Below are 24483 nucleotides of genomic sequence, written 5' to 3' on the forward strand. Positions count from 1 at the left end.
TCAAAAGTAGTACTATTATTGTATATTCCAAAATATTTATCTAAAATTGAAGAAAAATTGATATAATATTTGCTGAAATTCAATTTTTGTAAAATAATTGTTCAATATGTGTATTTGAAAAGTACAATTTTTGATTTTTATATTTTTGAGTACTAATACTTATATTATAATGAAAATAACTAAATTAACCCTGGTAGGGGCCGGACCCGGAGATGAGGAGCTGATCACTTTGAAAGGGGTAAGGGCTCTTCAATCTGCCGATGTGGTCTTGTATGATGCACTGGCCAATAAGTCGCTGCTTGATTTTGTGCCTGAAGGGGTGCCTTGTCTGTTTGTGGGGAAGCGTTCGGGAGAGCACAGTATGAAACAGGAAGAGATCAACGAGTTGATTGTCTCTTCTGCTTTTACTTACGGGCATGTGGTCAGATTGAAGGGCGGTGATCCGGTGGTGTTCGGCAGGGCGTTTGAGGAAATGGAATATGCAGAGGCTTTTGGTATCGCCTGCGAGTTGGTTCCCGGAGTGTCAAGTTGTATTGCCGTGCCGTCTTCTATAGGTATACCCGTGACGAGACGTGGAATCAGCGATAGTTTCTGGGTGATCACGGGTCATACACAGTCGGGTGGTGTTCCGGCGGATATATACCTGGCGGCACAGTCGTCTGCCACGGTGGTGGTGCTGATGGGTCTGGCCAGGTTAAAGGAAATAGCAGAGGTGTTTGCCGGTGCAGGCAAGGATGAGCTTCCGGTGGCGGTAATTCAGAATGGTACGAAAGAGGATGCGAGGTTTGTGGTAGGTCAGGTGAAGGATATTGCGGAGAAAGTAGGGGAGGTTCAGATTAAAAGGCCGTCGGTCATTGTTTTTGGTGAAGTGGTCGGAATTCATCCGGAATATATAGCCTTGTATTCTGAAAAATTGTTAAATGAAGAAATATTGGTTTAAAAAATTGGCAAAAATGACTATAAAATTTAAAAACTGGCAAAAATAGGTTTTAAAAATGACTGGTTTTTGATAATATTTTTACAAATCCGCAAAATGAAATATAATATTTTAAAGAAACTTTAAAACGGATAAAAGAATTTGGTTATTTATACTTAAATTAATACTTAATTTCTTTTGAGTATTTTTATCAATTAATATCTTTGATCAGAATTAAACCAAAGAAAACAATGAATACTAAAAGACCCCTTGAAAAACTGGACATTTTCAGCCTGAGTACTCCCCAGATGAAGACCTTTCACATCACCTGGTTCACTTTCTTTATGTGTTTCTTCGGCTGGTTTGGCCTGGCTCCGCTGATGCCTACCATCAGGCAGGATCTGGGACTGACCAAAGAGCAGGTAGGTAACACCCTTATTGCTGCTGTTTCTGCCACCATCTTTGCCCGTTTGCTGATCGGACGTCTGTGCGACACCTGGGGGCCAAGAAAAACCTACACTGCCCTGCTGGTATTTTGTTCTATCCCGGTGATGCTGGTGGGTTTATCCAAAACTTATGAGACTTTTTTACTTTTCAGGCTTGCCATCGGGGTGATCGGTGCTTCTTTTGTCATCACCCAATACCATACTTCAGTGATGTTTGCTCCTGCTATTAAAGGAACAGCCAACGCTGTAGCCGGTGGATGGGGAAACCTGGGTGGAGGCATCACCAATATGGCTATGCCCTTTATTTTTGCGGGCATCATTGGCCTGGGATATACCGAAGGGCAAGCCTGGAGATACGCCATGGTGATTCCGGGTGTTCTTTTGTTGTTCTGTGCCTATCTGTATTATTTTCATACGCAGGACTCGCCGGAAGGCAATTATGAAGACATGGACCGCACAGGTGCTGCCAAAGAAAAGGGCAGCAACTGGGAAGTGATCAAAGACTGGAGGGTCTGGGCCCTGACCATTGCGTATTCGATCTGTTTCGGGATGGAGATTACTTTTGATAATGTGGCGGCACTTCACTTTGTTGACAATTTTGGGATCAGCCAGAAAATGGCAGGGCTGATTGCCGGTATCTTCGGTTTCATGAACATTTTTGCCAGGGCACTCGGAGGCATCCTGGCTGATAAAATCGGTCGCAAATGGGGTTTGTCCGGTAAAGGATGGATCCTGGGAGGTTTTATCGTGATCGAAGGCCTGGGGCTTATCTTCTTCGCCAGCACAGTATCTATTGAGATGGCTATTGTCAGCATGGCTCTTTTTGCTCTCTTCCTTAAAATGGCCAACGGAGCCACTTACTCCCTGACTCCCTTCCTGAATCCGCGTAATGTTGGTTTTGTGGCCGGGGTGGTCGGTGCAGGCGGAAACATCGGAGGTATGATGATGGGCTTCCTGTTTAAATCTAAAGACATTACTTATGCCCAGGCATTTGAATATATCGGTTATGCGGCCATCGTGGCGGCGGTGATCATATTGCTAACCAAATTCGACAAAAAAGAAAAGGCTGTGACAACTCCTGCTGAGGAAATTCCTGAGTACGCTGCCTGAAATCCATTGCTTTCTGATCTGTAAATCATTCCTGTTATGAACGCCGAAGTCAATAAAAAATATAAGACCACTTGTTGCTATTGTGGGGTAGGGTGTGGTATCGAAATCACCCACCAGGGAAACGGCAAAATCCATGTGGAAGGTGACAAGTCGCACCCGGTCAATAAAGGCATGCTTTGTTCAAAAGGAATGAATTTACATTACACTGTCAACGACCAGTCTGACAGGCTGCTGGTTCCACAGATGCGGATGAACCGGAGTATGCCGCTGCAGCCAACGACCTGGGACGATGCCCTGGAAAGGACAGCGGCCATTTTCAGGACTTTTATTGCCAAATACGGACCTGAATCTGTCGGAATTTATGTGTCGGGCCAGTGTCTTACAGAAGAGTATTATCTCTGGAACAAACTGATGAAAGGCTTTATCGGGGCCAATAATATTGACACGAATTCAAGGCTTTGCATGAGCTCGGCCGTGGTAGGTTATAAAATGTCGCTGGGCGAGGACTCTGTACCAGTGTGTTATGATGACATCGAACTTTCTGACTGTCTGTTGGTAACAGGTGCCAACCCGGCCTGGTGTCACCCGATCATCTGGAGACGGGTGGAGGCCCATAAGCAAGCCAATCCGGGCGTAAAGATCATTGTGGTGGATCCGCGTAAAACGCAGTCAGCTGCACAGGCGGACCTGCACTTGCAGATCAATCCCGGCACAGACGTGACACTGAACCATGCCATAGGAAGGGCTTTGATAGAGCTGAATGCCATTGACCATGATTTTATTCAGAACCATACCAATGGTTTTGAGGCCTATAAAAACTCGGTATTCCTGAGGTCTGTGGAAGAAGCCGCAGAAATCTGCGGTATCGCATCCGAAGATATCCGGCTGGCTGCTCAATGGATTGCTGAAGCGAAGGGTTTTCTGTCGATGTGGACCATGGGTCTTAACCAGTCGGTGATTGGCGTGAATAAAAATCTGTCGCTGATTAACTTGTCGCTCATCACCGGGAAGATCGGCAAACCGGGCAACGGACCGTTTTCGCTTACCGGTCAGCCTAATGCCATGGGTGGCCGTGAGGTGGGTGGACTGGCGAATATGCTGGCCTCACACCGGGAGTTGTCTAACGCTGTACACCGCGAAGAAATGCAGCAATTCTGGGGCGGCTCGCCTATTGCTGAAAAGCCGGGACTGACGGCCACAGAAATGTTTGAAGCCCTCGCTGACGGGAGAATGAAAGCGATCTGGATAGTTTGTACTAACCCGTTAGTGAGTCTGCCTGATGTAAAAATGGCTGAAAAGGCCCTGAAAAATGCGAGACTGGTGGTGGTGCAGGACATTTCTAACCGTGCCGATACCATAAAATATGCCGATATTGTGCTTCCTGCCGCTGCATGGGCAGAGAAGGAGGGGACTATGACCAACGCCGAAAGGAGGATATCCTATCTTAATAAGGTAGTGGATGCTCCGGGAGATACTAAACCTGATGTACAGATTATAACGTCTTTTGCTGCAAAAATGGGTTGGGGAACTCATTTCAATTACAATTCTACTGCAGATATTTATGATGAATATGTCCGCACAACTGCCAACACTACCATTGATATTTCAGGTCTGAATTATGATATTCTGAAAAAACAGACCGTTCAATGGCCTTATAAAACCTCGGATGAAAACGGGAAGGGCAAGAGGCTCTTTGAAGACCGGCAGTTTTATACCCCGGACAAGAGAGCCAGGATTCAGACCGTCGATGATATCAACCAGTCGGAGCCGGTGAGCAGCGATTTCCCTTTGATATTGCTGACGGGCAGGGTCAGAGACCAGTGGCACACCATGACCAAAACCGGAAGGGTCAATAAACTTAACCAGCACCGCGAGCAGCCTTTTATTGAAATCAGCCCGAAAGACGCCGAAAAAAGAGGGATTCTGGAGGGTGATGTGGTGGTGATCAGCGGCAGACGCGGGGAGGTGAAGGTAAAAGCGACTATTACGGGAGATGTCAAAGCGGGCACCTGCTTTTTGCCAATGCACTGGGGGCGGATCCAGGGCAGTGATTTCGGACGGGCCAACAACCTGACGAACAACCTGGTTGACCCCAAGTCAAAAGAGCCTGATTTTAAGTTTTCGGCTGTAGAGATCGTGAAATATGTCAAACCGAAAGAGAAAATCGTCGTGATCGGGGCAGGTTCTGCGGCTCTGGGCTTTATTTCGACCTATCGCCAGTTGAATGAAACCGATGAGATTGAAGTGTTTTCAAAGGAAATTTATCCTTTTTATAACCGGGTAATGCTGCCTGATTATGTTTCAGGCACCCAAAACTGGGACCAGCTGGTGAAGCTTAGGGAAGACCAGTTTGAACAACAGAACATCAAAGTCAATAAAGGCATCAGTATTGAACATATTGACCGGAAAAATAAGGTCGTGGTTGATTCTGAGGGTCAGGAGCATTGTTACGATAAGCTGTTCTTAGGAATGGGCAGCAGGGCTTTCATGCCGAGGAATTTCCCTAAAATTCCGGGCATCTTCAACATGAGAAGCCGCCTGGATGCCGACGCTCTGGGGCCTTTCATTGCGGAGAAAAAACGGGCGGTTATCGTGGGTGGAGGACTTCTGGGCCTGGAAATGGCCGCTTCTTTGCGTGAGCTGGATATTCCGGTGACGGTGGTTCAGAGGATCGGCCGGTTTATGGACAGGCAGCTGGATACGCTTGGCAGTGCGATCCTTCACGAAGAAATCGTAGCCCGTGGCATTGAAGTGTTTTACAATGATGAAGTGGAGCAATTCTTCGGAGTCGAAAAAATAGAAGGTATCAGGCTGAAATCCGGTCAGAGTATTTCCTGTAACCTGCTGATTGTGGCGGCCGGAACGCAGCCTGTCATTGAACTGGCCCAGCAATCTGGGCTGGAATGTAACCGCGGCATTGTGGTCAATGATTATCTGCAAACCTCCGATCCGGATATTTTTGCCTGTGGCGAAATAGCCCAGTGGAGAGGTGAGATGTGGGGCATCACAGCCGCTGCAGAACAGCAGGCTGAGGTGGTGGCCAAATATCTTGCTGGAGACCTGGCAGCGGTTTATAAGGGCAGTTTGTCTATGAACCTCCTTAAAATGCACGGACTTAACCTGTGCTCTCTGGGCATGGTGGAGATTCCGGCCGATGGTCAGGATTATGAGGAAGTGGTATTTATCGATAAATCGAGACATTATTATAAAAAGTGCGTCATCAAAGACGACAAGCTGGTAGGAGCCATCCTGATCGGAGACAAGTCGGAATTCCTGGAGTTCAGAGACCTGATATTTAAAGGTATCGAATTATCTGAAAAAAGACTGCAGCTGCTCAGGTCTGGTAAAAAAGCTGAGCCGGTTATCGGTAAACTGATCTGCTCGTGCAGCAATGTGGGCGAAGGCAACCTGCTGAATGCGATCGCGGGGGGCTGCAAAGAAGCCAGCAGTTTATACCAGACCACAGGGGCGGGAACGGGCTGCGGCTCGTGCAGGGTAGAGGTCAGGGCTATTCTTGACAAAGCATTGAGCGAAGCGGTGGTAGCCGCGTAATTCATTTAAATTTTAGTAATCATGAATGATTTTTGTACACTCCGTGTCAATTTCAAAGGAGGCATCATTTCTCCGGGCGAATTGCAGCAGATTCTTGAGATCGTCAAAGGATTTCATGTCAGGCATATCAAATTCGGCTTAAGGCAGCAGCTGTTTATTCACCTGCCTTACGCCCTGCTCTCCGGGATCGAGAAAAGATTCAAAAAGCATTATGTTGCTTACCAGATCGACAGTAATTTTTATCCGAACCTCGTAAGTTCTTATGTGGCGGAGGAGGTTTTTCAGAAAGGGAACTGGCTTTCTGAAGGTATTTATAAGGACATTTTCGACCAGTTTGATTATGAGCCGAAGCTTAAGATCAATATCTCTGATAATGAACAGAGTTTCAGTCCTTTCTTTTCAGGACATATCAATTTCATTGCTTCCAGGATCCCGAATTTCTGGCACCTGGCTGTTCGTAAACCCAAGTCCAATACCGTGCTGGATTATGATAAGCTGATATACACCCATGAGGTCGCCAGGGTTTGTCAGCAGATTGAAGAGAACATCGGAAGTTATGAAGAAGAAAATCAGGATTTCAGTCAGATTTTTTCACATCTGGATGTTTCTATTTCCAACGATGTGGAGGAAGGCCTCAGGCTGCCTCATTTTTCATTGCCTTATTATGAAGGATTTAACCGCTACGGAAAGAAAACATGGCTGGGGATTTACCGCCGCAATGAAAGCTATGCCGTCGATTTTCTGCTTGAAGTCTGTGAATTGTGTCTCAATACCCGTGTCGGTGAAATTTGCCTGACGCCATGGAAGTCGCTCATTATCAAAAACATTGAAGAAAATGACCGCTCAAAATGGAGTGCGGTACTGGCCAAATACGACATCAATGTCCGCCACGCGGCCAACGAACTCAACTGGCAGGTGGAAGATGATTCGGAAGAGGGATTGTCTCTAAAAAACCGGATCGTCAATTATTTTAACCAGAATGACCTCCGGACTTTCGGACTGTGCTTTGGCGTAAAAATTATGCCGAGAACAGAAGTTTTTGCCTCGATAATGGTGCAAAAACGCAGTCTGAAGTTGTTTGGGCTTATTCCGCTGATCCCGGTTTATGACCTCTCGTTTACCGAAGATTTTGACCCTAACGGACGCACCAAAAAATATTTTGCCACAGGCGTGTTAAGCATCAACCTGGAAGAACAGGTCAGGAGAATGGTGCTGAAATATAACCACGCTGTAGCTGAGAACAATATCAAAAAAGCTAACCTGAAACCCACTTTAAAAGAGAAACCCGAGCATGTTATCGAAAAGGTACACCAATGCCCGACCTGTTATACCATTTACGACTCTGCTTTTGGGGACGAACTGAATGACATTCCGGCGGGTGTACCTTTTAAAAAATTACCGGCGGATTACTGCTGCCCTGTTTGCGAAACGACCAAAGAAAAATTTAAGCCAATAAAAAACCTGACGCATTATGAGAAAATTTAACATCATTCTATTGATCATGGCCTTGTCTGTTATGAAAGGATGGGCACAGTTCAGCCTGACGGGCCAGCTTCGTACACGAACAGAATACCGCAACGGATGGGGTTCTCCGGTGGCAGAAAGTGCCAAACCGGGCATATTTACTTCTCAGAGAACCCGCCTCAATTTCGGATACGCAGGATACCGCTTTAAGTTGTACAGCAGCCTGCAGGACGTCAGGGTCTGGGGACAGGACCAGTCAACGGTCAACAGGAATTCCAACGAAACCAAAAATGGTCTGATGCTGCATGAGGCCTGGGCTGAAATCAGTTTACTGGATACGGCACAGACCAGGAAAGGAACGGAACTGAGTCTGAAAATCGGCCGCCAGGAACTGGTCTACGACGATGTGCGGTTCCTCGGCAACCTTGACTGGCTGCAGCAGGCACGTCGCCATGACGCCGCATTGCTTAAATATGCCGGGAAAGCATGGACGGTTCATGCCGGGGCTGCTTTTAATCAGAATGGAGAATCTGAGACTTCAACGGTTTATAACGGCGTTCCCACCGGAGGAAATACACCCGGAACCAACGGGATAGGGCTGATGTACAAGTCGATGCAGTTTGTGTATGTGAAGAAAAAACTGTCGTTCGGCTATGCGTCATTCCTGAGTTTTAAAGATGACTTTAATAAAACTACGAAAGATCAGAACGGGGTGGTGACGAACGTGACGGGAGTTAACAGCCGGATTACCACCGGGCTTTATCTGACCGGAACTTCGGGCAAGATTAATTTTACCCTGAGCGGCTATCTTCAGAATGGTAAAAATAAGTCGGGACAAAATCTGAATGCGTATTTTTATACGGCTCAGGGTAACTACAAAGCAGGGAAAAAGCTTTCGCTAGGTCTTGGATATGACTATACCTCAGGCAATAAAACGCAGGGAGCCATAACGACAGATCACAAATTCGATCCGCTTTACGGCACGCCTCACAAATTCTGGGGAAACATGGATTACTTTTATGTGGCCAAAGGATTCGGACAAACAGGATTATCTGACTTCTATTTCAAGTCGGTTTACAAGCCTGCAGATAAATGGCTGATTAACTTTGATATCCACCAGTTTAACGCCACTACACCCGTTTTTATGGCGGAATCAACTACTCCTCTGAGCAAAAACTTCGGGCAGGAGTATGACCTGGTGGCCAGCTATACTTTGACGAAAATTATCAGTTTTGAAGCAGGATATTCAGTCTTCAATACTTCAGAAACGCTTTCTTCGCCGTCGGTTAAAAACATAGCCAACGCTCAGAAAGTAGCGACCTGGGGATATCTGACCCTCAATATTAAACCGGATTTTATGGCCAAATGAATTAGGCCAGTTCTGCGATAACCGTTTCACCTCCCACAGGGCGGTCTTCAAGATTAACGAGAATTTTAGCATCCAGGGGCAGGAAAATGTCTATTCTTGAACCGAATTTGATAAAACCAAACTCTTCTCCCTGTGTTACGGGGAGATTTTCTTTTACATACCAGCAAAGTCTTCTGGCCAGGGCCCCGGCGATTTGTCTGAAAAGCACCTCTGTGCCGTTCTCATGTTTTACGACGATGGTTGTACGCTCGTTTTCAGTGCTGGACTTCGGATGCCAGGCTACCAGGTATTTGCCGGGATGGTATTTAAAATAAGAAACAATGCCTGACAGGGGATTAAAATTAATGTGTACATTGATGGGCGACATGAAGATCGAAATCTGTCTTCTGGGGCCTTTAAAATATTCAGTTTCAATGACTTCTTCGATCACTACGACCTTGCCGTCTGCAGGAGCAATAATGTGTTTGGGATTTATTGGGGTTTTTCTCGTAGGTTTGCGAAAAAATTGAAGGACAATCAGGAATAGGACAACACTTACGGCGATCAGCAGGTTATGAATCAGTTCGTTCTCAGGGAAAAGGTATCTGATTAAAAAGTTAATGGCCAGTAGTCCGACGGTGCTGATGATTAAGGTTCCTGTTCCTTCTTTATGTATTGTCATTTGAGTTTTCAGAGTAAATTACACAGGCAAATATACTAAACAATGCCTAGGTGATTCAGGATGTTTTAAATTTATTTTGGTACCTGGTCAAATTTGGAGCGAAGATTGGAAGTTCTATGAATATGAATAATAGTTTGGTTTTTTGCGGAGAATGGCCGCTGAGGCATAAAATCCTTCTGGGGTTAGCCTGTTTTATAGTTGTTTTTTTGATGGTGTTTTCGGCAATAGCCTGGTATACCGGTCTTGAAAATGTAATTCAGTGGGATGTGGTGAGTGAGCTGCATCAGAAGATCATCAGCACTGCGGTGTTTAACGACGGTACTTTTGGTTTTTCTGCCTCTTCGCCGGTTTATTATATCAAGGAGCGTTATCTGCCCGGGCAGATCCGGGTCAATCACCTGGCGTTCCAGATGCTTTTGGGAGGAGGACTCACCGGACTGGCTTTTATTCTCACAGGGGCTTTCAGGCTGAAAGGCATGTGGTTCCTGTTGTTTATCATTCTTACAGGAGCGGTTTTAATGACTTTCAGATTGGAAAATGCTTTCGGACAAACCAACCAGACGGCTTTTCTGATTGCGTTTGTCCTGGTCGCCGGATTATTTTATGTCCTTAATTCCTGGGCACCTGACATGGACACACTCAGGGCCGCCGGTTTGTTTTCCGGGCTGTTCGGACTTTTGTTCCTGGCTTTCATGTATTTTAACCAGATCAACCAGCCCGTGCTTTCCGCAGCTTCTTACGGTCTGATCAGTTTCCTGGTCATTTCAGCGGTTTTCATTTTTCTTATTTCTCATGAAATACTCGCAGGGTTGATCTGGATGGTGTCACAAACCGCCAGGAAAGGAAACAGTTCGCTCGGGCAATACCTGCTGATCTCTGTTATTTTTCTTTTAAATGCCGTTTTGATATACCTTGAAAACTCGAAGAGCATAGATACCAGTTTCCTGATATTGAATCCCCTGGCTATTTATATCATTTCAGCAGTTCTTGGTCTTTGGGGCATCCGCAAGTTCCTCGAGCAGAAGTCTGTGTTCAGTTTTTCTGCCTCAGGAGTATGGATTTATACGGGTATGGCGATCATTACCACCGCCACGATCTGTTTTATATACGCGACAGCCAATGATTCACTGCAGGAAGTGCTGGAAGACTACATCGCTATCTGCCAGCTGGCCGCCGGACTGGCTTTCTTTGTGCACGTGCTCATTAACTTTATCCAGCTGTTTAAACAGGGTCTGGATGTTCACAAAGTCCTCTACAGGCCACCTTTCAGCCGCCTGTTACTGGCCAGGGTGGGGGCTTTGTTTCTTGTTGTTATGTTTTTGTCTTTTAAAAATTTCTATACTTATTACCAGACCATGGCAGGTTATAACAATGCCATTGGTGATTATTACCTCGCGGAGGGGGATTTATCTGGAGCTGAGACATTTTACAAGCAGTCTACCCATTACGAACTGCTGAATCACAAAGCCAATTTTACATTGGCGTCTATAGCCCTGAGCCAGGATGATAAGATCAATGCCGGGTTCTTTTTTAAACAGGCCCTCGAAAAACATCCGAGTCCTTTTGCCTATGCAGGACTGAGCCGCAGTCTTGAGAATGAAAACTTGTTCTTTGATGCTTATTTCACCACGCAGAAAGCGGTGGCGAAATTTCCGGAAGACAGCCGCTTGCTGACCAATATGGCCTATTTTCAGGGGAAATCCCAGCTGACAGACAGCGTATTGCACTACCTTGACCTGGCTCAGAAAAACTGTAAGAATTGTGAAGTGGAGAACGCTAATTTCCTGGCATTCTGGATTGAAAACGGAAAAAAAGAAAAGCTGGAAGAAATGAGCAGCCGGATACCTGCCCAGGACTATTATTCGAACAAAGCCAACAGGGCGGCCATCAGTAAAATACTGGGTAAAGCAGGCGAATCGGAACTGCTGACTTTAAGCAAGGATTCTTTGCTGGATGTGAGCCGTTTTGCTTTTGCTTATAATTCCGGAACGAATATCCTGACAACACCCAAAGGAGATGCCGACCTGTTTCTGAAGTTGCAGCAGAAGGAAGGCAACGGGGATTTTCAGGAAGACCTGGCTTTTATCAGGGCCAGTCAGAATTATTTCCATCAAAACAAAATGAATGGCTTGAAGCAACTCAGTATCCTCGCTTCTCAGGCCCGGAAAAACCAGGCGGTTTATCATCAGAACCTGGGTCTGTGGTTTTTGAAAGAAGGGGTTTATGACCAGGCCGTCTACCAGCTGGGTGCTGCGGGCGACAGCAGCTCCGTTGCCTTGCTGACAAGCCAGAATTACAAAGGCAATCTTGATGGCCGTCTTGAATTACAGGCCGGGGCCATTACAGAGAAGGGAATTACGTTGAAAAATGTAGATGAACTGGTCAATAAAGCCCCTTTAAACCCTTATCTGCTGGATAAGGTCGCTGCTTTTCTCGGAAAAGCAAAAGAAGATAACAAGGCATATAACATGCTGTTTTACGCCACAGAGCTTAATCCGAATTCGGCTTTGCTATGGCAACTGTACACCAATAAAGCAATGGATATGAGCCTGACGGAATACGCTCAGAATGGGCTGGATAAGCTGAAAACACTTCTTCCGAAGTCTGAATTTGATCAGTTTAACACACTTTATCAGTTCCGGAAAGCAGAAAAGGAAAGATCATCCGCTGGTTTTTAAACCATCAGAAAAGCTGATAATTATCCGCGATATTCCACCTGATGGCGGCTTTGAAAAGACTTTCCGATCCTTTGCTCAGAGTGGAGGTTCTGTTCATATAAGAGGCATCAATAAAAAGGTTGTGAACCAACATAAATGACGCGTTAAAATCCAGGAGCCGGATATTGTTTCTGTAGCCCTGACCGATAAAGTTGTCATAATCCTTCGGCCTGTTTTCGCCGTTTACTTTCTTAATGTCACCACCCCAGTTGAAGCCATCGGCTCCGTCCATGCCTTTTACGGCATTCATGTAAGTGACCCTCAGGTTAAGTTTGCCAAATGGCTGGTATCTCAGTATCGAAATGAATTCCGCAAAATTGGATCCTAAAGGATGGGCCACCGGCACATTATAGTTGATGGCATTACTGACCGTAGCCAGGTGAGAATAAGTATAAGGCCTCGCCAGGTTGCCTTCTATCTGCAGGTCAAGGTTTTTGACGGTTAAAACATCAATATATCTTAAGCCCAGCTGAGCAGCATATTTTTTAGCCCACCAGCCTTTCTTTTTGTTTTCTGTCAGGTTAAATTCATCCAGTACGAACTGACCGTAAAGTGAAGCCGTTTTGAAGAAATTTAATTTCATATCAACCCCCACCAGGGCATTATCCGAACTACCGAGGAAGCCTTCAACAAAACGATAGAAAATAATCGGATTGAGGTAATTCATGTCAAAACCTGATTCCCGGGGGCCGAAAAACACGTTTTCAAATAATCCCAGGTTGAAGTTCTTTGTGATATTGAAATTAAGATGGTGAAAGGCCATGAATTTCGGCGGAACCGTCACTTTACTGGTTGCCGGCCTTTCGACCTGCAGATCGTTCATCTGGGCCACCATAAAGAGGTATTGCATGCGGCCTATCTTGGCATTGGCCTTCAGATTAAGATACGGGGCACTGAAATCACTGATGATCATGGACCTGATCCCTGAACCGATAAAAGTCTTATCGTGTCCGAACTGCAGGCTGAGGTTTTTGATGGGTCTGAAAACAATATAACCCATAGCCATAATGTAGTCGGTTTTCATCGTCAGAGAGTCATCGCCAACTACTTTGGTAAAGCCCAGATAAGGAAACCCACGCTGCCCCCTGGCATATGTTCTGATATAATCAGGTGTGGTAGCCTGGTTCTCCGTAAACATGGTGTAGAAACCCAGTTTATTATTCAAACTTCCCCTGATTTCAACTCCTCTGGTATTGATGAACTGGCTCTCACTGTTGGCTCCGCTGACCATGTCTGTTCCGCCGCCAAGATTCAGGATAGGAGAAACGTGTATGTCATAATCCCTGGTATGGGCACTTAAAAAATCAGCTTTTTTTCTGTAGATATATTTCAGGATCGGTTTTTTGTAAGAAACAGAAGGCACGGTGCCGTCAGCCAGGTATTCCCAGTTGTCATTTTTCAGGTACTGGATGTTCCACTGGTCGACTTTTGAGATTTTCTGGTTTTTTGAAGAGTCAAACTGAGCCACCATATCAATAATGGCGGATCTTTCAAATGGCCTGATGTTGGAATGAACCTGGTTGGATAATCTCCCGGATTTGATTTCAAGCCGTTCAACTTTATGATAGTAGTCCTGATTTAACGGAGCCAAAACACTTTGACCTTGAGCGGTAAAACTGACAAACAGGCCAATATAAAGTATGACTTTAATTCCTTGTATTTTTCTCATTAAAATTTGACTCAGGTAGTTTCAGAATTGCGAAATTAAGGATATTTTTGATATTACTCATAAAAATAGTATGCTTATCCTTAAATTTGCAACAAAGTATCACACCGGAATGTTAAATACGGTGAAAGATAAAAATCATCCTCAAATTACCGATCATAATGAAGTCGTTCGAAATACCGGAAATATACAAAAGTAATATCATCGGAAAAATCAAGGAAGTAAGGAGGAAGAATGATAAACTCAAGAAAGACTTCAGTCCTACCGTGCTTGATTTCGGGTCGGTGGAGATATTGATAGCCAGGCACTTCGGGTTTTGTTATGGTGTTGAGAATGCCGTTGAGATAGCCTATAAAACCATTAATGAAAATGAAGGTAAAAGGGTATTTTTACTCAGCGAGATGATCCATAACCCTGATGTGAACCAGGATCTGCTCTCGAGGGGAGTTAAGTTCCTGATGGATACGAGTGGTAATCAGCTGATAGATTTTGACGAACTGAATCCTGATGATGCCGTCATTGTTCCGGCTTTCGGAACCACCCTGGAACTTCAGCAGGAACTGGAAAAAAGAAATATAGATCCTTATAAATTTGATACCACCTGCCCGTTTGTTGAGAAAGTATGGAACCGTGCCGGGCAGATCGGGGATAGGGGTTATTCTATCGTTGTACACGGAAAACCCAATCATGAAGAAACCCGGGCGACGTTTTCCCACAGTAAGGAGAAGTCTCCGACGGTGGTGGTCAGAGATCATAAGCAAGCAGAGCTCCTGGCCGAATATATTACTTCAAAAAGGACTAAAGAGCAATTTTATAAAGATTTTGAAGGACAGTATTCCGTTGGTTTTGATCCGGAAAAAGACCTGGTCAGAATCGGTGTGGTAAACCAGACTACCATGCTGGCCCAGGAAACGCAGGGTATCGCAGATTTTCTGAAACAGACCATTGTGGACCACAGGAACCTGAAGCCGGAAGAGACAGAAGGTTATTTTGCCAATACCCGCGACACCCTCTGCTATGCCACAAACGATAACCAGGAAGCTACCTACGCCCTTCTCAAAGAGCAGGCAGACCTTGCGGTGGTAGTAGGTGGATACAACAGCTCAAACACCTCACACCTGGTAGAATTGCTTGAAGAAAAGATACCTACCTACTTCATTCAGTCGCAGGACAAGATATTGTCAGGAGACCTCATCAGGCATTATGATCTTCATACACATGCCGAAAAAGTAACGGAAAATTTTATTCCTGAAAAAGACAAAATCAAAATTATTCTTACGTGCGGAGCTTCTTGCCCAGACTCCATAGTCGAATCTGTTTTGTTAAAATTAATTTCGGTGAATGATAATACCCGCCCGCTTGAGGACGTTCTTAGAGAGATAGGCTGATCCATTCGGCAGTGGGTTTAGAAGGAGAGGCCTTGTTATCGTTTTTTGATTTTCCGGGGTATTTTGTAACAGCCTGAAAGGGCCCTTAAATGGTCTGTTGCGAATTTTTTCCGGGGAATTTTAACTGGTCAACCTTAAGATTTAAAATATTTTCAGAACAAGTTGAAATTCAATTTTTTCTTGTTATATTTACATTCTTTTGGATATTCTCTTTTTACCCGATTTTATAATTTAAACATTAAGAACCATGACTATGCTTGAATATGTTAAAATGATCTTGGAGAAGGTGAGTTTCGATAAAAAGTTGTTTGAAAAAGAATTAATGAAGGGAATCAAAGAGCTGATTCCTGATGATGTGAAAGAGCTACAAAATTGGTGTTATGATAGATTCGGAAACATGTACCAGAACATTCTCAATAAGATTTTTAGAAAATCACATTTAGGTTTAGCATAAATAAAAAAGCCCTTCGTTTATCGAAGGGCTTTTTTTATCTCTCAAATACAAGTCTTTTTCCTTTCCCCTTTTCATTAAATTTCCCGTTTTCATAGACCAGGTTTCCTGACACAAAGGTATGGGTCACAGTGGCCGGAAATACATGGCCTTGAAATGGAGACCAGCCGCATTTGTAGTAAATGTTGTCTTTATTGACGGTAAAAGGTCTGTTTATGTCAAAAACAGCGAAATCAGCCCAGTAACCTTCTCTGATGAACCCTCTTTTCTCGATCTCGAAACACACTGCCGGGGCGTGGGCCATTTTCTCCACGATTTTCTCCAGGCTGATCAATCCCTTTTGGTAAAACTCCAGCATCGTGACCAGGCTGTGTTGCACCAGCGGTAAGCCTGAAGGAGCGTTCCAGTAATCCTTATCTTTTTCTTCCCGGGTGTGGGGGGCGTGGTCTGTGGCGATGATATCCAGGCGGTCATCCAGCAGGGCTTTCAGAAGGTTCTCCCTGTGTCCGTGTTTGATGGCAGGGTTACATTTGATATCATTGCCCAGTATTTTGTAGTCTTCAGCATCAAAAAACAAATGATGAACACACAATTCAGACGTAATTTTCTTGTCTTTCAAAGGAATCGTATTATCAAAAAGATCCAATTCCTGGGAGGTCGACAAGTGCAGTATATGCAGCCGGGTGCCATGCTTTTTTGCCAGGTTGGTAGCCATCTCGGAAGACTTGTAACAAGCCTCTTCATTCCGTATCATACAATGGATGTCATACGGCAGTTCTGAACCCGCATACTTTTCTTTATAGTATTCAAGATTGGCTTTTACGGTGGCCTCGTCTTCACAATGCGTGGCAATGAGCGAGGTGAAATTTGAGAATATTTTCTCCAGCACACTCTGGTCGTCTACCAGCATATTGCCGGTTGAGCTGCCCATGAATATTTTTAAGCCGCAGACATTTTTGATGTCCGTACGCATGGCCTCATCGTAGTTGTCATTGGAGGCCCCCATAAAAAACGAGTAGTTGGCCCACGAGTTTTCAGAGGCGATCCTGTATTTGTCTTCAAGAAGCTCTTTTGTCAGGGCATTGGGAACAGTGTTGGGCATTTCCATAAAGGTGGTTACCCCGCCGGCCACCGCTGCTTTTGATTCTGTCTCGATATTGGCTTTGTGCGTCAGACCGGGTTCTCTGAAGTGGACCTGGTCGTCGATCACCCCCGGCATCAGGTATTTTCCCTGAAGGTCAATGACTTTCTCAACATTATCAGACGATAAATTCTTTCCTATTTTTTCAATCAGGCCATTTTTGATCAAAATATCCTGTTCACTTATTTCACCTTCATTGATGATCTTGGCATTGACGATTAAGCAGGTACTCATGTTACGGTTTTATTTTAAATTGCTCAGGCCGCTTTTAGCTTCTTTAACCACCCATTCATTGTTGGCGATCTCAATCGTCTTTTTGAAATAGGCTTTTGCTTTGGCGGTCTCTTTTTGTTTTGCAAATATACGGCCCATTCCGAGATATGCCATACCGATGTATTCTTCTGTGTACCTGCCGTCGGGTTTTAACTGGACTGCCCTGCTGTAGTTAGCCAGGGCTGATTTAAGATCGTTATCCTTTTTTTCATTGATAATGCCTTCAAATACATAGTTCGCAATCTGATAAGTCCTTTCCCTGCGATTTTTTAGAGCGGCTTTTAACTTTTCTGCTTCATCATAATTCTCGTTCAGCAGGAGGCATTCTGTATACTTCATCGTAAAAATGACATTGTTGGGGTACTTGTTGTGAAGCCAGGCTGCTGTAGACATGGCTTTTCTGAAGTTGGATTCATATTTAATGTTGATGGTCGTCAGATAAGTGGCTGACTCGATCCTTGAAAAAATTGAATTTCTTACGGCCAGTTCAAGTTCGTTGAGTCCCAGTTTTTTATTGCCGCCCTCAAAGAATATCACGATCGGTTTTACGATCGGATGGGTTTCAGGATATTGCTCCCGGTAATAATTATACAAACCTGAGGCAAACAGGAACTCCGGGTTGGAATTCTTGTACTTAATGCCTTCTTTGAAGTAAGAGTGGGCACTTTTGGCCTCACCTGCCGCTTTCATATATTCTTTCTGATAATTGTAAATCAGGGCAATGAAGCCGTGGGAGGCCAGTAGAAAGAAAGTGGCTTCCACTTTGGTGGCCGGTTTTTTATAGAGGGCTTCTGAAAGGTCTATGCATTTATTCAGTTCGCTGATGTACCTTTTTAAGGCTGCGGGATTTTCTTCAATCGGAAGGTTTTCCCACTGAATCCTCAGGGCGTTGATCAGATGGCTGACAGGGTGGTTTTTGTACTGGGCGATTACAGGGCTGAAGCTTTCGTCGGCTTCTTCAAATTCAAAGTTGTACATATGATCCAGTCCCTTTACCGTAAGGGCTTTACTTTTTGGATCATTGAGAAATTGTGCTTGGGCAGTTAAACTTATACAAAGGAAGATACAAAGCCGGATAATCGTTTTCTTCATTCTGAGATCAGTACTTGTTTGTTTATTTTCTGCTTTCCCGGTTTCATTTTAAGGGTTGGCAGGATGAAAGTGATTCTTTTAAGAATAACGCATTTTGTGAAGAAAAAGTTAAAAAAAAGGGTTGTCTTTCTCAAGACAACCCTCTCAATATCTTTGAGTAATAATTATAGCTGAACTTTAGCAGTTTTGTTAGCATAATTAACTACTTCAGAATAGCTCTTAAGGTTTACACCATCTTTAAGCATTGCAGTAGCCAAAGTTTTTTGGATTACAATAACTTCAAATGTAATAGCTGCTGCAGGAGCAAATGTTGCAGAACCACCATTAGGCTGGAAACGGTAAAGGATTTCAGCTTGTCCGGTTTTGTAAGAGTAATCTACACGTTCTACTGAAGTATCAGTAGTGTAAGTAAGAGGAAGTGCTTTTTTAGTTACACCACTTTTAATGAAAACCTGTACATAGCTATCACCCAGAATAGTTGCACTAGCAAGGGCAGCAGATCCCCACTTGGTTGTAGAGGCAGTACCGATACCAGGAACATCAACCAAAGCCCAGTCAGCAACCGCTACAGTTTTTTCGAAACTGGTAATGTTGGCGTTTCCGTTAGTACCGTTAGTACCATTGGTACCGTTTGTTCCCGGAGTACCCTGATCTCCTTTAGCTCCCTGAGGGCCTGCCGGACCAACATCTCCTTTGCAAGAATAAAATGCCATTGATGCAGACAAAGTAAAAATTGATAGTAGCCTAACTAATTTGTTCATAATTTTGAGTTTAAGATTTATTTGACTTCAAGATTTTTAGCAATATTATTCAAAAATGAACAACTTTGCAAACCAATAGAGCTGAATATTTATTTTACGGTAAATTTTTTTAACAATTCCCAAATTCAATAAAATGCAAAAGTTAGATTGTCTGTTGCAAGTAGCTGATTTTCACAAAACTTTCCATCATCCAATAGTCGAAAACCCTTCAATTCCTTCTGAAGATCGCTGTAAATTAAGGGTTGAACTCATTTCTGAAGAGCTCAAAGAATTACAGGAAGCTATTCAGAATAATGACATAGTTGAAGTAGCTGACGCCCTCTGTGACATCCAGTATGTTTTGTCTGGTGCTGTTCTTGAATTCGGACTTGGTGAGAAATTCAAAACGCTTTTCGACGAAGTTCAGAGGTCCAACATGAGTAAGGCGTGCAATTCCGTAGAAGAAGCCGAAGCTACCGTAAATCACTATCTGGCAAAAGGCACAGAATGCTATTTTAAAAAAGACGGGGAAAAATACCTGGTATACAGGACCGCAGATAACAAGACCCTGAAAAGTGTGAATTATTCTCCGGCAGATCTTAAAAGTATCGTTGAGGCTTAAAAATAATATGAGCAATCAGATCAGTTTATTGAATTACTCGGACCCTTCATTGGTGCAGCGTTTCCTGAAGTATGTTCAGGTAGACACGCAGTCAGACCCGCATTCAGCCTCTTCACCTTCCACTGAAAAGCAAAAGGACCTGAGCCGGATGCTGGTAGAGGAGCTTCTGGAGATGGGCATTTCAGATGCTCATCTTGACGAATACGGCTACGTTTACGGCACTTTAAAAAACAATTCTGAGAAGCAGGTACCGGTAATCTGTTTTTGTTCACATGTCGACACGTCACCTGATTGTCCGGGAGCCGGGGTTAAACCCATTATTCATTACGATTATCAGGGCGGGGACCTTGTTTTACCGGACGATGTCGCACAGGTGCTCAGATCAGCAGAACATCCCGATCTGGCCGCCCAGCTGGGCAACGACATCATAACCGCCAGTGGCAAAACGCTCCTGGGGGCTGATAATAAGGCAGGTGTGGCAGAGATCATGTCTGCTGTAGAATACCTGGTTCAGCATCCTGAAATTAAGCATGGGGACATTAAGATTCTGTTTACACCGGATGAAGAAATAGGAAGAGGGACCGCTAATGTAGATTTGAAAAAACTTGGGGCTGATTATGCTTATACCATTGACGGAGAGACGCTTGGCTCAATGGAGAATGAAACATTTTCTGCAGATGGTGTCGAGATCGTGATCAAAGGCGTAAGTACTCATCCGGGCTTTGCCAAAGGTAAACTGGAGAACGCTCTGAAAATAGCCGGGGAAATACTGGCAGGGCTTCCGAAAGAAGGCTTGTCGCCGGAAACCACTTCCGGCATGGAAGGATTTATCCACCCCGTAGGTTTTTCAGGTATCCAGGAAGAAGCCACCCTTGAATTTATCATCCGTGATTTTACGGTCAAAGGACTGGAAGAAAAAGAAGACCTTTTGAAAAACATTACGGGGAAAGTCCTGGAAAGCTATCCGAATTCCAAGGCGGAGGTCAGGGTTACTGAGCAATACCGGAACATGAAAGAGATATTGGACCAACATCCGGCCGTCATCAACAATGCCCTGGAAGCTATAAAAAGATCCGGACTTGATCCCAAGCTTCAGAGCATCAGGGGAGGCACCGACGGTTCAAGGCTTTCTTTTATGGGCCTTCCCTGCCCTAATATTTTTGCGGGTGAGCATGCTTTCCATTCAAGATTGGAATGGGTATCTGTCCAGGATATGCAAAAAGCCACCGAAGTAATCATAAATCTGGCGGGAATCTGGGAGGAACAGGGAACATAATGTATATTTAGAATTCAAAAAAGCCGATGAATCATATCACCGAAAAAATAAAAGAGATTGAAGCAAAACTGCCTGCAGGGGTTAAGCTCGTAGCAGTTTCCAAGCTTAAGCCGGTTGAAACCCTCATGCAGGCTTACGAAGGTGGTTTCAGGAGGTTTGGTGAGAATTATGTCCAGGAGTTGTCCGGAAAGTTTGAAAACATGCCAAAGGACATTGAGTGGCATATGATCGGCCATCTGCAGTCCAATAAAGTCAAATACATCGCTCCTTTTGTGAGCATGATCCATTCGGTAGACAGCTTTAAATTGCTGGTTGAAATCAATAAGCAAGCTGCCAAAAACGACCGGGTGATAGATTGTCTGCTACAAGTCCATATTGCCGAGGAAGACACTAAAACAGGGATGTCCGAAGAGGAATTACTTGAAATCATAAATGCCGATCAGCTTAAATCCCTTAAAAATGTCCGTATTCTGGGCCTGATGGGCATGAGTACTTTTACGGACGACCTGTATCAGGTAAGGAGGGAATTTAAGTCGCTTAAAAAGATTTTTGACGATGTAAAATCCATGGGAAAAACGTCGGACAATTTCTCCATGAATGAGATTTCAATGGGCATGAGTGGTGACTGGCCGCTGGCCATTGAAGAAGGAAGTACCATGGTCCGCGTAGGCAGTGCTATATTTGGAAGCCGCTGAAACAGGATTCCCGGAAAATAAAAAAAACCTCCTTTAGAAAAAGAAGGTGTAAAGTCTAAGGTTAAGGTTGATTGTTTTTGGCTGGGTTGAATAGTGATACAAATATAGTACATTTACGGGAAAAAATATAAGAAGTTAAAGGAAAAGAATTCATTTATTTATAAACCTTTCATTATCAACCAGTAAAACAATGATCAATCGCAGAAATTTTTTAACTAAAGCAGTGGGTACAGTAGCCGCAACGAGCCTTGGAGCAGCAGATGTGCTGGCAGGGCCGTCCGGAATTACTTCTCAGATCAGCAACGCACCTCATAAATATAAACTTCTGTATGCCCCGCACTTCGGGATGTTCGAGAACTCTGCGGGGAAAGACCTTTTCGATCAGCTGAAATTTATGGCTGATAACGGCTTTATGGCCCTGGAAGACAACGGTATGATGGGACGTACTGTGGAAACTCAGAAGAAACTGGGTGAGACCATGGCCAAATTAGGTATGAAAATGGGCGTTTTCGTCATCGACGGTGGAGACAACTGGAAGATTTCATTGACCACCGGAAAAGCCGAATTTAAAGAGAAATTTCTGAAAACATGCCGTGAGGCCGTTGAGGTAGCCAAAAGAACCAACGCCAAATGGATGACCATTGTACCGGGCTTTTTTGAACGCAGATTGCCTGAAGGTATCCAGACGGCCAATGTGATTGATGCTTTCAGACGTGCCAGCGATATATTTGAGCCTCATAACCTGACGATGGTAATGGAGCCTCTGAGCGATACACCTGAGCTGTTCCTGAGACACTCAGATCAGTCATATCTGATATGCAAGGCCGTGAACAGCTCTGCCTGTAAAATCCTCTTTGACATGTGGCACATGCAACGTAACGAAGGACAGATGACCAGGAACATGGACCTGGTTTGGGACGAGATCGGCTATTTCCAGATCGGAGATGATCCGGGTCGTAATGAACCTACTACCGGCGAAGTCAACTATAAATTCCTGTTCAAACACATTTATGACAAAGCCAAGGCCAACAACCAGGAGTTTATCCTGGGGATGGAGCACGGCAACTTCTTCAAAGGAAAAGAAGGCGAGCAAAAGCTCATTGAAGCTTACCAGTGGAGCGATAATTTTTAATCAGACGCATATCAAAGCCGGGAAGTTTACTTTCCGGCTTTATCTTTAAAATAAACCTATGAAAAAGACCCTCTTTGTTCTCTTCTTAGCCATTTCCGGCTTTTTAACTTCCTGTACCACAAGTTATTATGTCGTGAGGCATGGAGAGAAAACCACTGCACCGCCTAAAGATCCTGTGCTTTCTGAGACCGGTATGGCCAGAGCTCAGAAGCTTAAAGCTCAATTGAAAGATAAAGGCATAAAGAAAATATATTCGAGTAACACCCAGCGGACTAAGATGACCGCCCAGCCTTTGGCAGATGTTTTGGGTGTTCAGATCGAGGTATATAATCCTTTGGATCAGCTCCCTTTTATTGAAAAACTTAAGTCATCGCGTGATAACACACTGGTGGTAGCTCACAGCAATACCATCAAACAGGTGCTGAACGGACTGGCCGGTAAAGAAGTGCTCGCAAAAGACCTCGACGAAAGCGAATATGACAATATTTACGTGATCAAACGGTCGAAGTCGGGGAAGGCTACTGTTAAGGCTGGGAAATACTGATAAAAAGATCATTTCAAAAAAAGCATTTCAAATGAACAGAAGAGATTTTATCAATAAAGCAGGAATGACCGCAGGTGGGTTGTTGCTATCTTCGCATGCCAGAAGTTTTGGAAGGGAAGATAAGAAACTGGGCATTGCTCTGGTTGGATTGGGCAGTTATGCTACATTTCAACTGGCTCCTGCTTTGCAGGATTCAAAACTGTGTAAACTAACGGGTATTGTCACGGGGACACCTGAGAAGGCAGAGAAGTGGTCGGCTCAGTACAACATTCCTAAAAAGAATATCTATAACTATCAGAATTTTGACCAGATCAAAGACAATCCGGATATTGATATTGTCTATGTGGTTTTGCCTAATTCAATGCACGCTGAATATACCATCAGGGCAGCCAGAGCCGGTAAGCATGTTATCTGTGAAAAACCGATGGCCCTCAATGTGGCTGAATGCAAAGCTATGATAAAAGCCTGTGATGAAGCTAAAGTTCATCTGTCTGTCGGTTACCGTTTGTATTTTGAGCCGCATCACCTGGAGATGAGGAGATTAGGCACTCAAAAGATCCATGGCGGGGTTAAGATGATAGAAAGCAGCCTTGGTTTTTCGATGGCAGATCCGAAAGTATGGCGGCTCAATAAGGCCCTTGGCGGAGGCGGGGCCATCATGGATCTCGGGGTTTATTGTATCCAGGGAGCCAGAAGGACGATAGGAGAACTTCCCGAAGCCGTTACTGCACAGGGTTTCGTGCGTGATCATAATGTTTTCAAGGGCATTTACGAGATGGTGATGTTCCAGATGGAGTTTCCGGGCGGAGCCATTTCCAACTCGACTACCACTTACACCTCTTATATCGACAGACTCTATGCCACCACCGGATATAAATGGTTCAGCCTGGAGCCTTCTTATAATGGGACTGGTGCTTCCGGTAATTCGTCAGAGGGGAAAATCAGTTTCCAGACCAATCCTTACCAGCAGACCCGCCAGATGGACGACTTTGCCGATTGTATCCTCAACAACCGGAAATCAGAAGCATCCGGAGAAGAAGGAATGACCGATCTGAAGATCATTGAAGCCATAAAAAAAGCGGCTGACACAGGTAAAAAGGTAAAAGTCAGCTACTAAGAATAAATTTATTTCAGAAAAAAATAGCAGAACTTATTAAGATTAAGTCTAAATATGCTTATATTTGCATTTTCTTTTTCTAAAATATTTGTGATGGAGTACGGCTTAGAG

At 44.3% G+C, this 24483-nt stretch carries 19 protein-coding genes; 14 read left to right on the top strand and 5 right to left on the bottom strand.

The window, feature by feature from the left end; translation table 11 throughout:
• Positions 1–169 precede the first annotated feature (169 nt).
• The 5 genes from cobA to GVN16_RS20350 all read left to right on the top strand — a co-directional run bounded on the left by cobA (position 170) and on the right by GVN16_RS20350 (position 8857).
• A complete protein-coding gene (gene cobA, locus GVN16_RS20330) occupies positions 170–940 on the top strand; it encodes a uroporphyrinogen-III C-methyltransferase (protein ID WP_166565784.1) in 771 nt (256 codons plus the stop codon).
• Positions 941–1167: 227 nt separating this feature from the next.
• Positions 1168–2472 carry an MFS transporter gene (locus GVN16_RS20335; RefSeq protein WP_166565785.1) on the top strand — a complete coding sequence of 435 codons (1305 nt, stop codon included), beginning with the start codon at positions 1168–1170 and terminating at the stop codon, positions 2470–2472.
• A 36-nt stretch (positions 2473–2508) separates the two neighbouring features.
• On the top strand, positions 2509–6024 hold the full coding sequence (locus tag GVN16_RS20340; RefSeq protein ID WP_166565786.1) for a nitrate reductase: 3516 nt from the start codon (positions 2509–2511) through the stop codon (positions 6022–6024).
• Positions 6025–6045: 21 nt separating this feature from the next.
• Complete coding sequence (locus GVN16_RS20345) at positions 6046–7509, top strand: rubredoxin (protein ID WP_166565787.1); 1464 nt, start codon at positions 6046–6048, stop codon at positions 7507–7509.
• Positions 7496–8857: an alginate export family protein gene (locus GVN16_RS20350; protein WP_166565788.1), complete on the top strand. Its 1362-nt coding sequence runs from the start codon at positions 7496–7498 to the stop codon at positions 8855–8857. The genes GVN16_RS20345 and GVN16_RS20350 overlap by 14 nt, the downstream gene beginning before the upstream one ends.
• 1 nt (position 8858) lies before the next feature.
• On the opposite strand, the gene GVN16_RS20355 is transcribed toward GVN16_RS20350, so the two are convergent.
• Complete coding sequence (locus GVN16_RS20355) at positions 8859–9518, bottom strand: phosphatidylserine decarboxylase family protein (RefSeq protein WP_166565789.1); 660 nt, start codon at positions 9516–9518, stop codon at positions 8859–8861.
• A 122-nt stretch (positions 9519–9640) separates the two neighbouring features.
• Between GVN16_RS20355 and GVN16_RS20360 the strand changes: the two genes are divergently transcribed.
• Positions 9641–12196, top strand: a complete 2556-nt coding sequence (locus tag GVN16_RS20360; protein WP_166565790.1) for a M48 family metallopeptidase — start codon at positions 9641–9643, stop codon at positions 12194–12196.
• A gap of 4 nt (positions 12197–12200) precedes the next feature.
• On the opposite strand, the gene GVN16_RS20365 is transcribed toward GVN16_RS20360, so the two are convergent.
• Positions 12201–13904, bottom strand: coding sequence for a capsule assembly Wzi family protein (locus tag GVN16_RS20365; RefSeq protein ID WP_166565791.1), 1704 nt, complete (start codon positions 13902–13904; stop codon positions 12201–12203).
• Between the two features lie 158 nt (positions 13905–14062).
• Here GVN16_RS20365 and GVN16_RS20370 point away from each other — a divergent pair, with 158 nt between their 5' ends.
• Entirely contained in the window at positions 14063–15289 is a 1227-nt protein-coding gene (locus GVN16_RS20370; RefSeq protein WP_166565792.1) for a 4-hydroxy-3-methylbut-2-enyl diphosphate reductase, read from the top strand.
• A 247-nt stretch (positions 15290–15536) separates the two neighbouring features.
• The gene (locus GVN16_RS20375; protein WP_310587450.1) at positions 15537–15743 is read left to right on the top strand and encodes a hypothetical protein; all 207 of its coding nucleotides are present in this window, start codon (positions 15537–15539) and stop codon (positions 15741–15743) included.
• Positions 15744–15777: 34 nt separating this feature from the next.
• Here GVN16_RS20375 and GVN16_RS20380 read toward each other — a convergent pair whose 3' ends face one another.
• From GVN16_RS20380 to GVN16_RS20390, 3 genes are all read right to left on the bottom strand, one after another.
• The gene (locus GVN16_RS20380) at positions 15778–17115 is read right to left on the bottom strand and encodes a dihydroorotase (protein ID WP_166565793.1); all 1338 of its coding nucleotides are present in this window, start codon (positions 17113–17115) and stop codon (positions 15778–15780) included.
• 9 nt (positions 17116–17124) lie between these two features.
• On the bottom strand, positions 17125–18132 hold the full coding sequence (locus GVN16_RS20385; protein ID WP_166565794.1) for a tol-pal system YbgF family protein: 1008 nt from the start codon (positions 18130–18132) through the stop codon (positions 17125–17127).
• Positions 18133–18410: 278 nt separating this feature from the next.
• Positions 18411–19007, bottom strand: a complete 597-nt coding sequence (locus GVN16_RS20390) for a hypothetical protein (protein WP_166565700.1) — start codon at positions 19005–19007, stop codon at positions 18411–18413.
• Between the two features lie 133 nt (positions 19008–19140).
• Here GVN16_RS20390 and GVN16_RS20395 point away from each other — a divergent pair, with 133 nt between their 5' ends.
• The 6 genes from GVN16_RS20395 (at position 19141) to GVN16_RS20420 (ending at position 24372) form a co-directional block, all read left to right on the top strand.
• Positions 19141–19608, top strand: a complete 468-nt coding sequence (locus GVN16_RS20395; RefSeq protein ID WP_166565795.1) for a nucleoside triphosphate pyrophosphohydrolase family protein — start codon at positions 19141–19143, stop codon at positions 19606–19608.
• Positions 19609–19615: 7 nt separating this feature from the next.
• Positions 19616–20884, top strand: a complete 1269-nt coding sequence (gene pepT, locus GVN16_RS20400; RefSeq protein WP_166565796.1) for a peptidase T — start codon at positions 19616–19618, stop codon at positions 20882–20884.
• A gap of 26 nt (positions 20885–20910) precedes the next feature.
• Positions 20911–21579, top strand: coding sequence for a YggS family pyridoxal phosphate-dependent enzyme (locus GVN16_RS20405; protein WP_166565797.1), 669 nt, complete (start codon positions 20911–20913; stop codon positions 21577–21579).
• Between the two features lie 193 nt (positions 21580–21772).
• Complete coding sequence (locus GVN16_RS20410; RefSeq protein WP_409013192.1) at positions 21773–22711, top strand: hydroxypyruvate isomerase family protein; 939 nt, start codon at positions 21773–21775, stop codon at positions 22709–22711.
• Between the two features lie 58 nt (positions 22712–22769).
• Positions 22770–23255, top strand: coding sequence for a phosphoglycerate mutase family protein (locus GVN16_RS20415; RefSeq protein WP_166565799.1), 486 nt, complete (start codon positions 22770–22772; stop codon positions 23253–23255).
• Between the two features lie 31 nt (positions 23256–23286).
• On the top strand, positions 23287–24372 hold the full coding sequence (locus GVN16_RS20420) for a Gfo/Idh/MocA family protein (protein WP_229244270.1): 1086 nt from the start codon (positions 23287–23289) through the stop codon (positions 24370–24372).
• The last annotated feature ends 111 nt before the right edge of the window (positions 24373–24483 follow it).

This window comes from Emticicia sp. CRIBPO, from assembly GCF_009905725.1.
Classification (GTDB): domain Bacteria; phylum Bacteroidota; class Bacteroidia; order Cytophagales; family Spirosomataceae; genus Leadbetterella.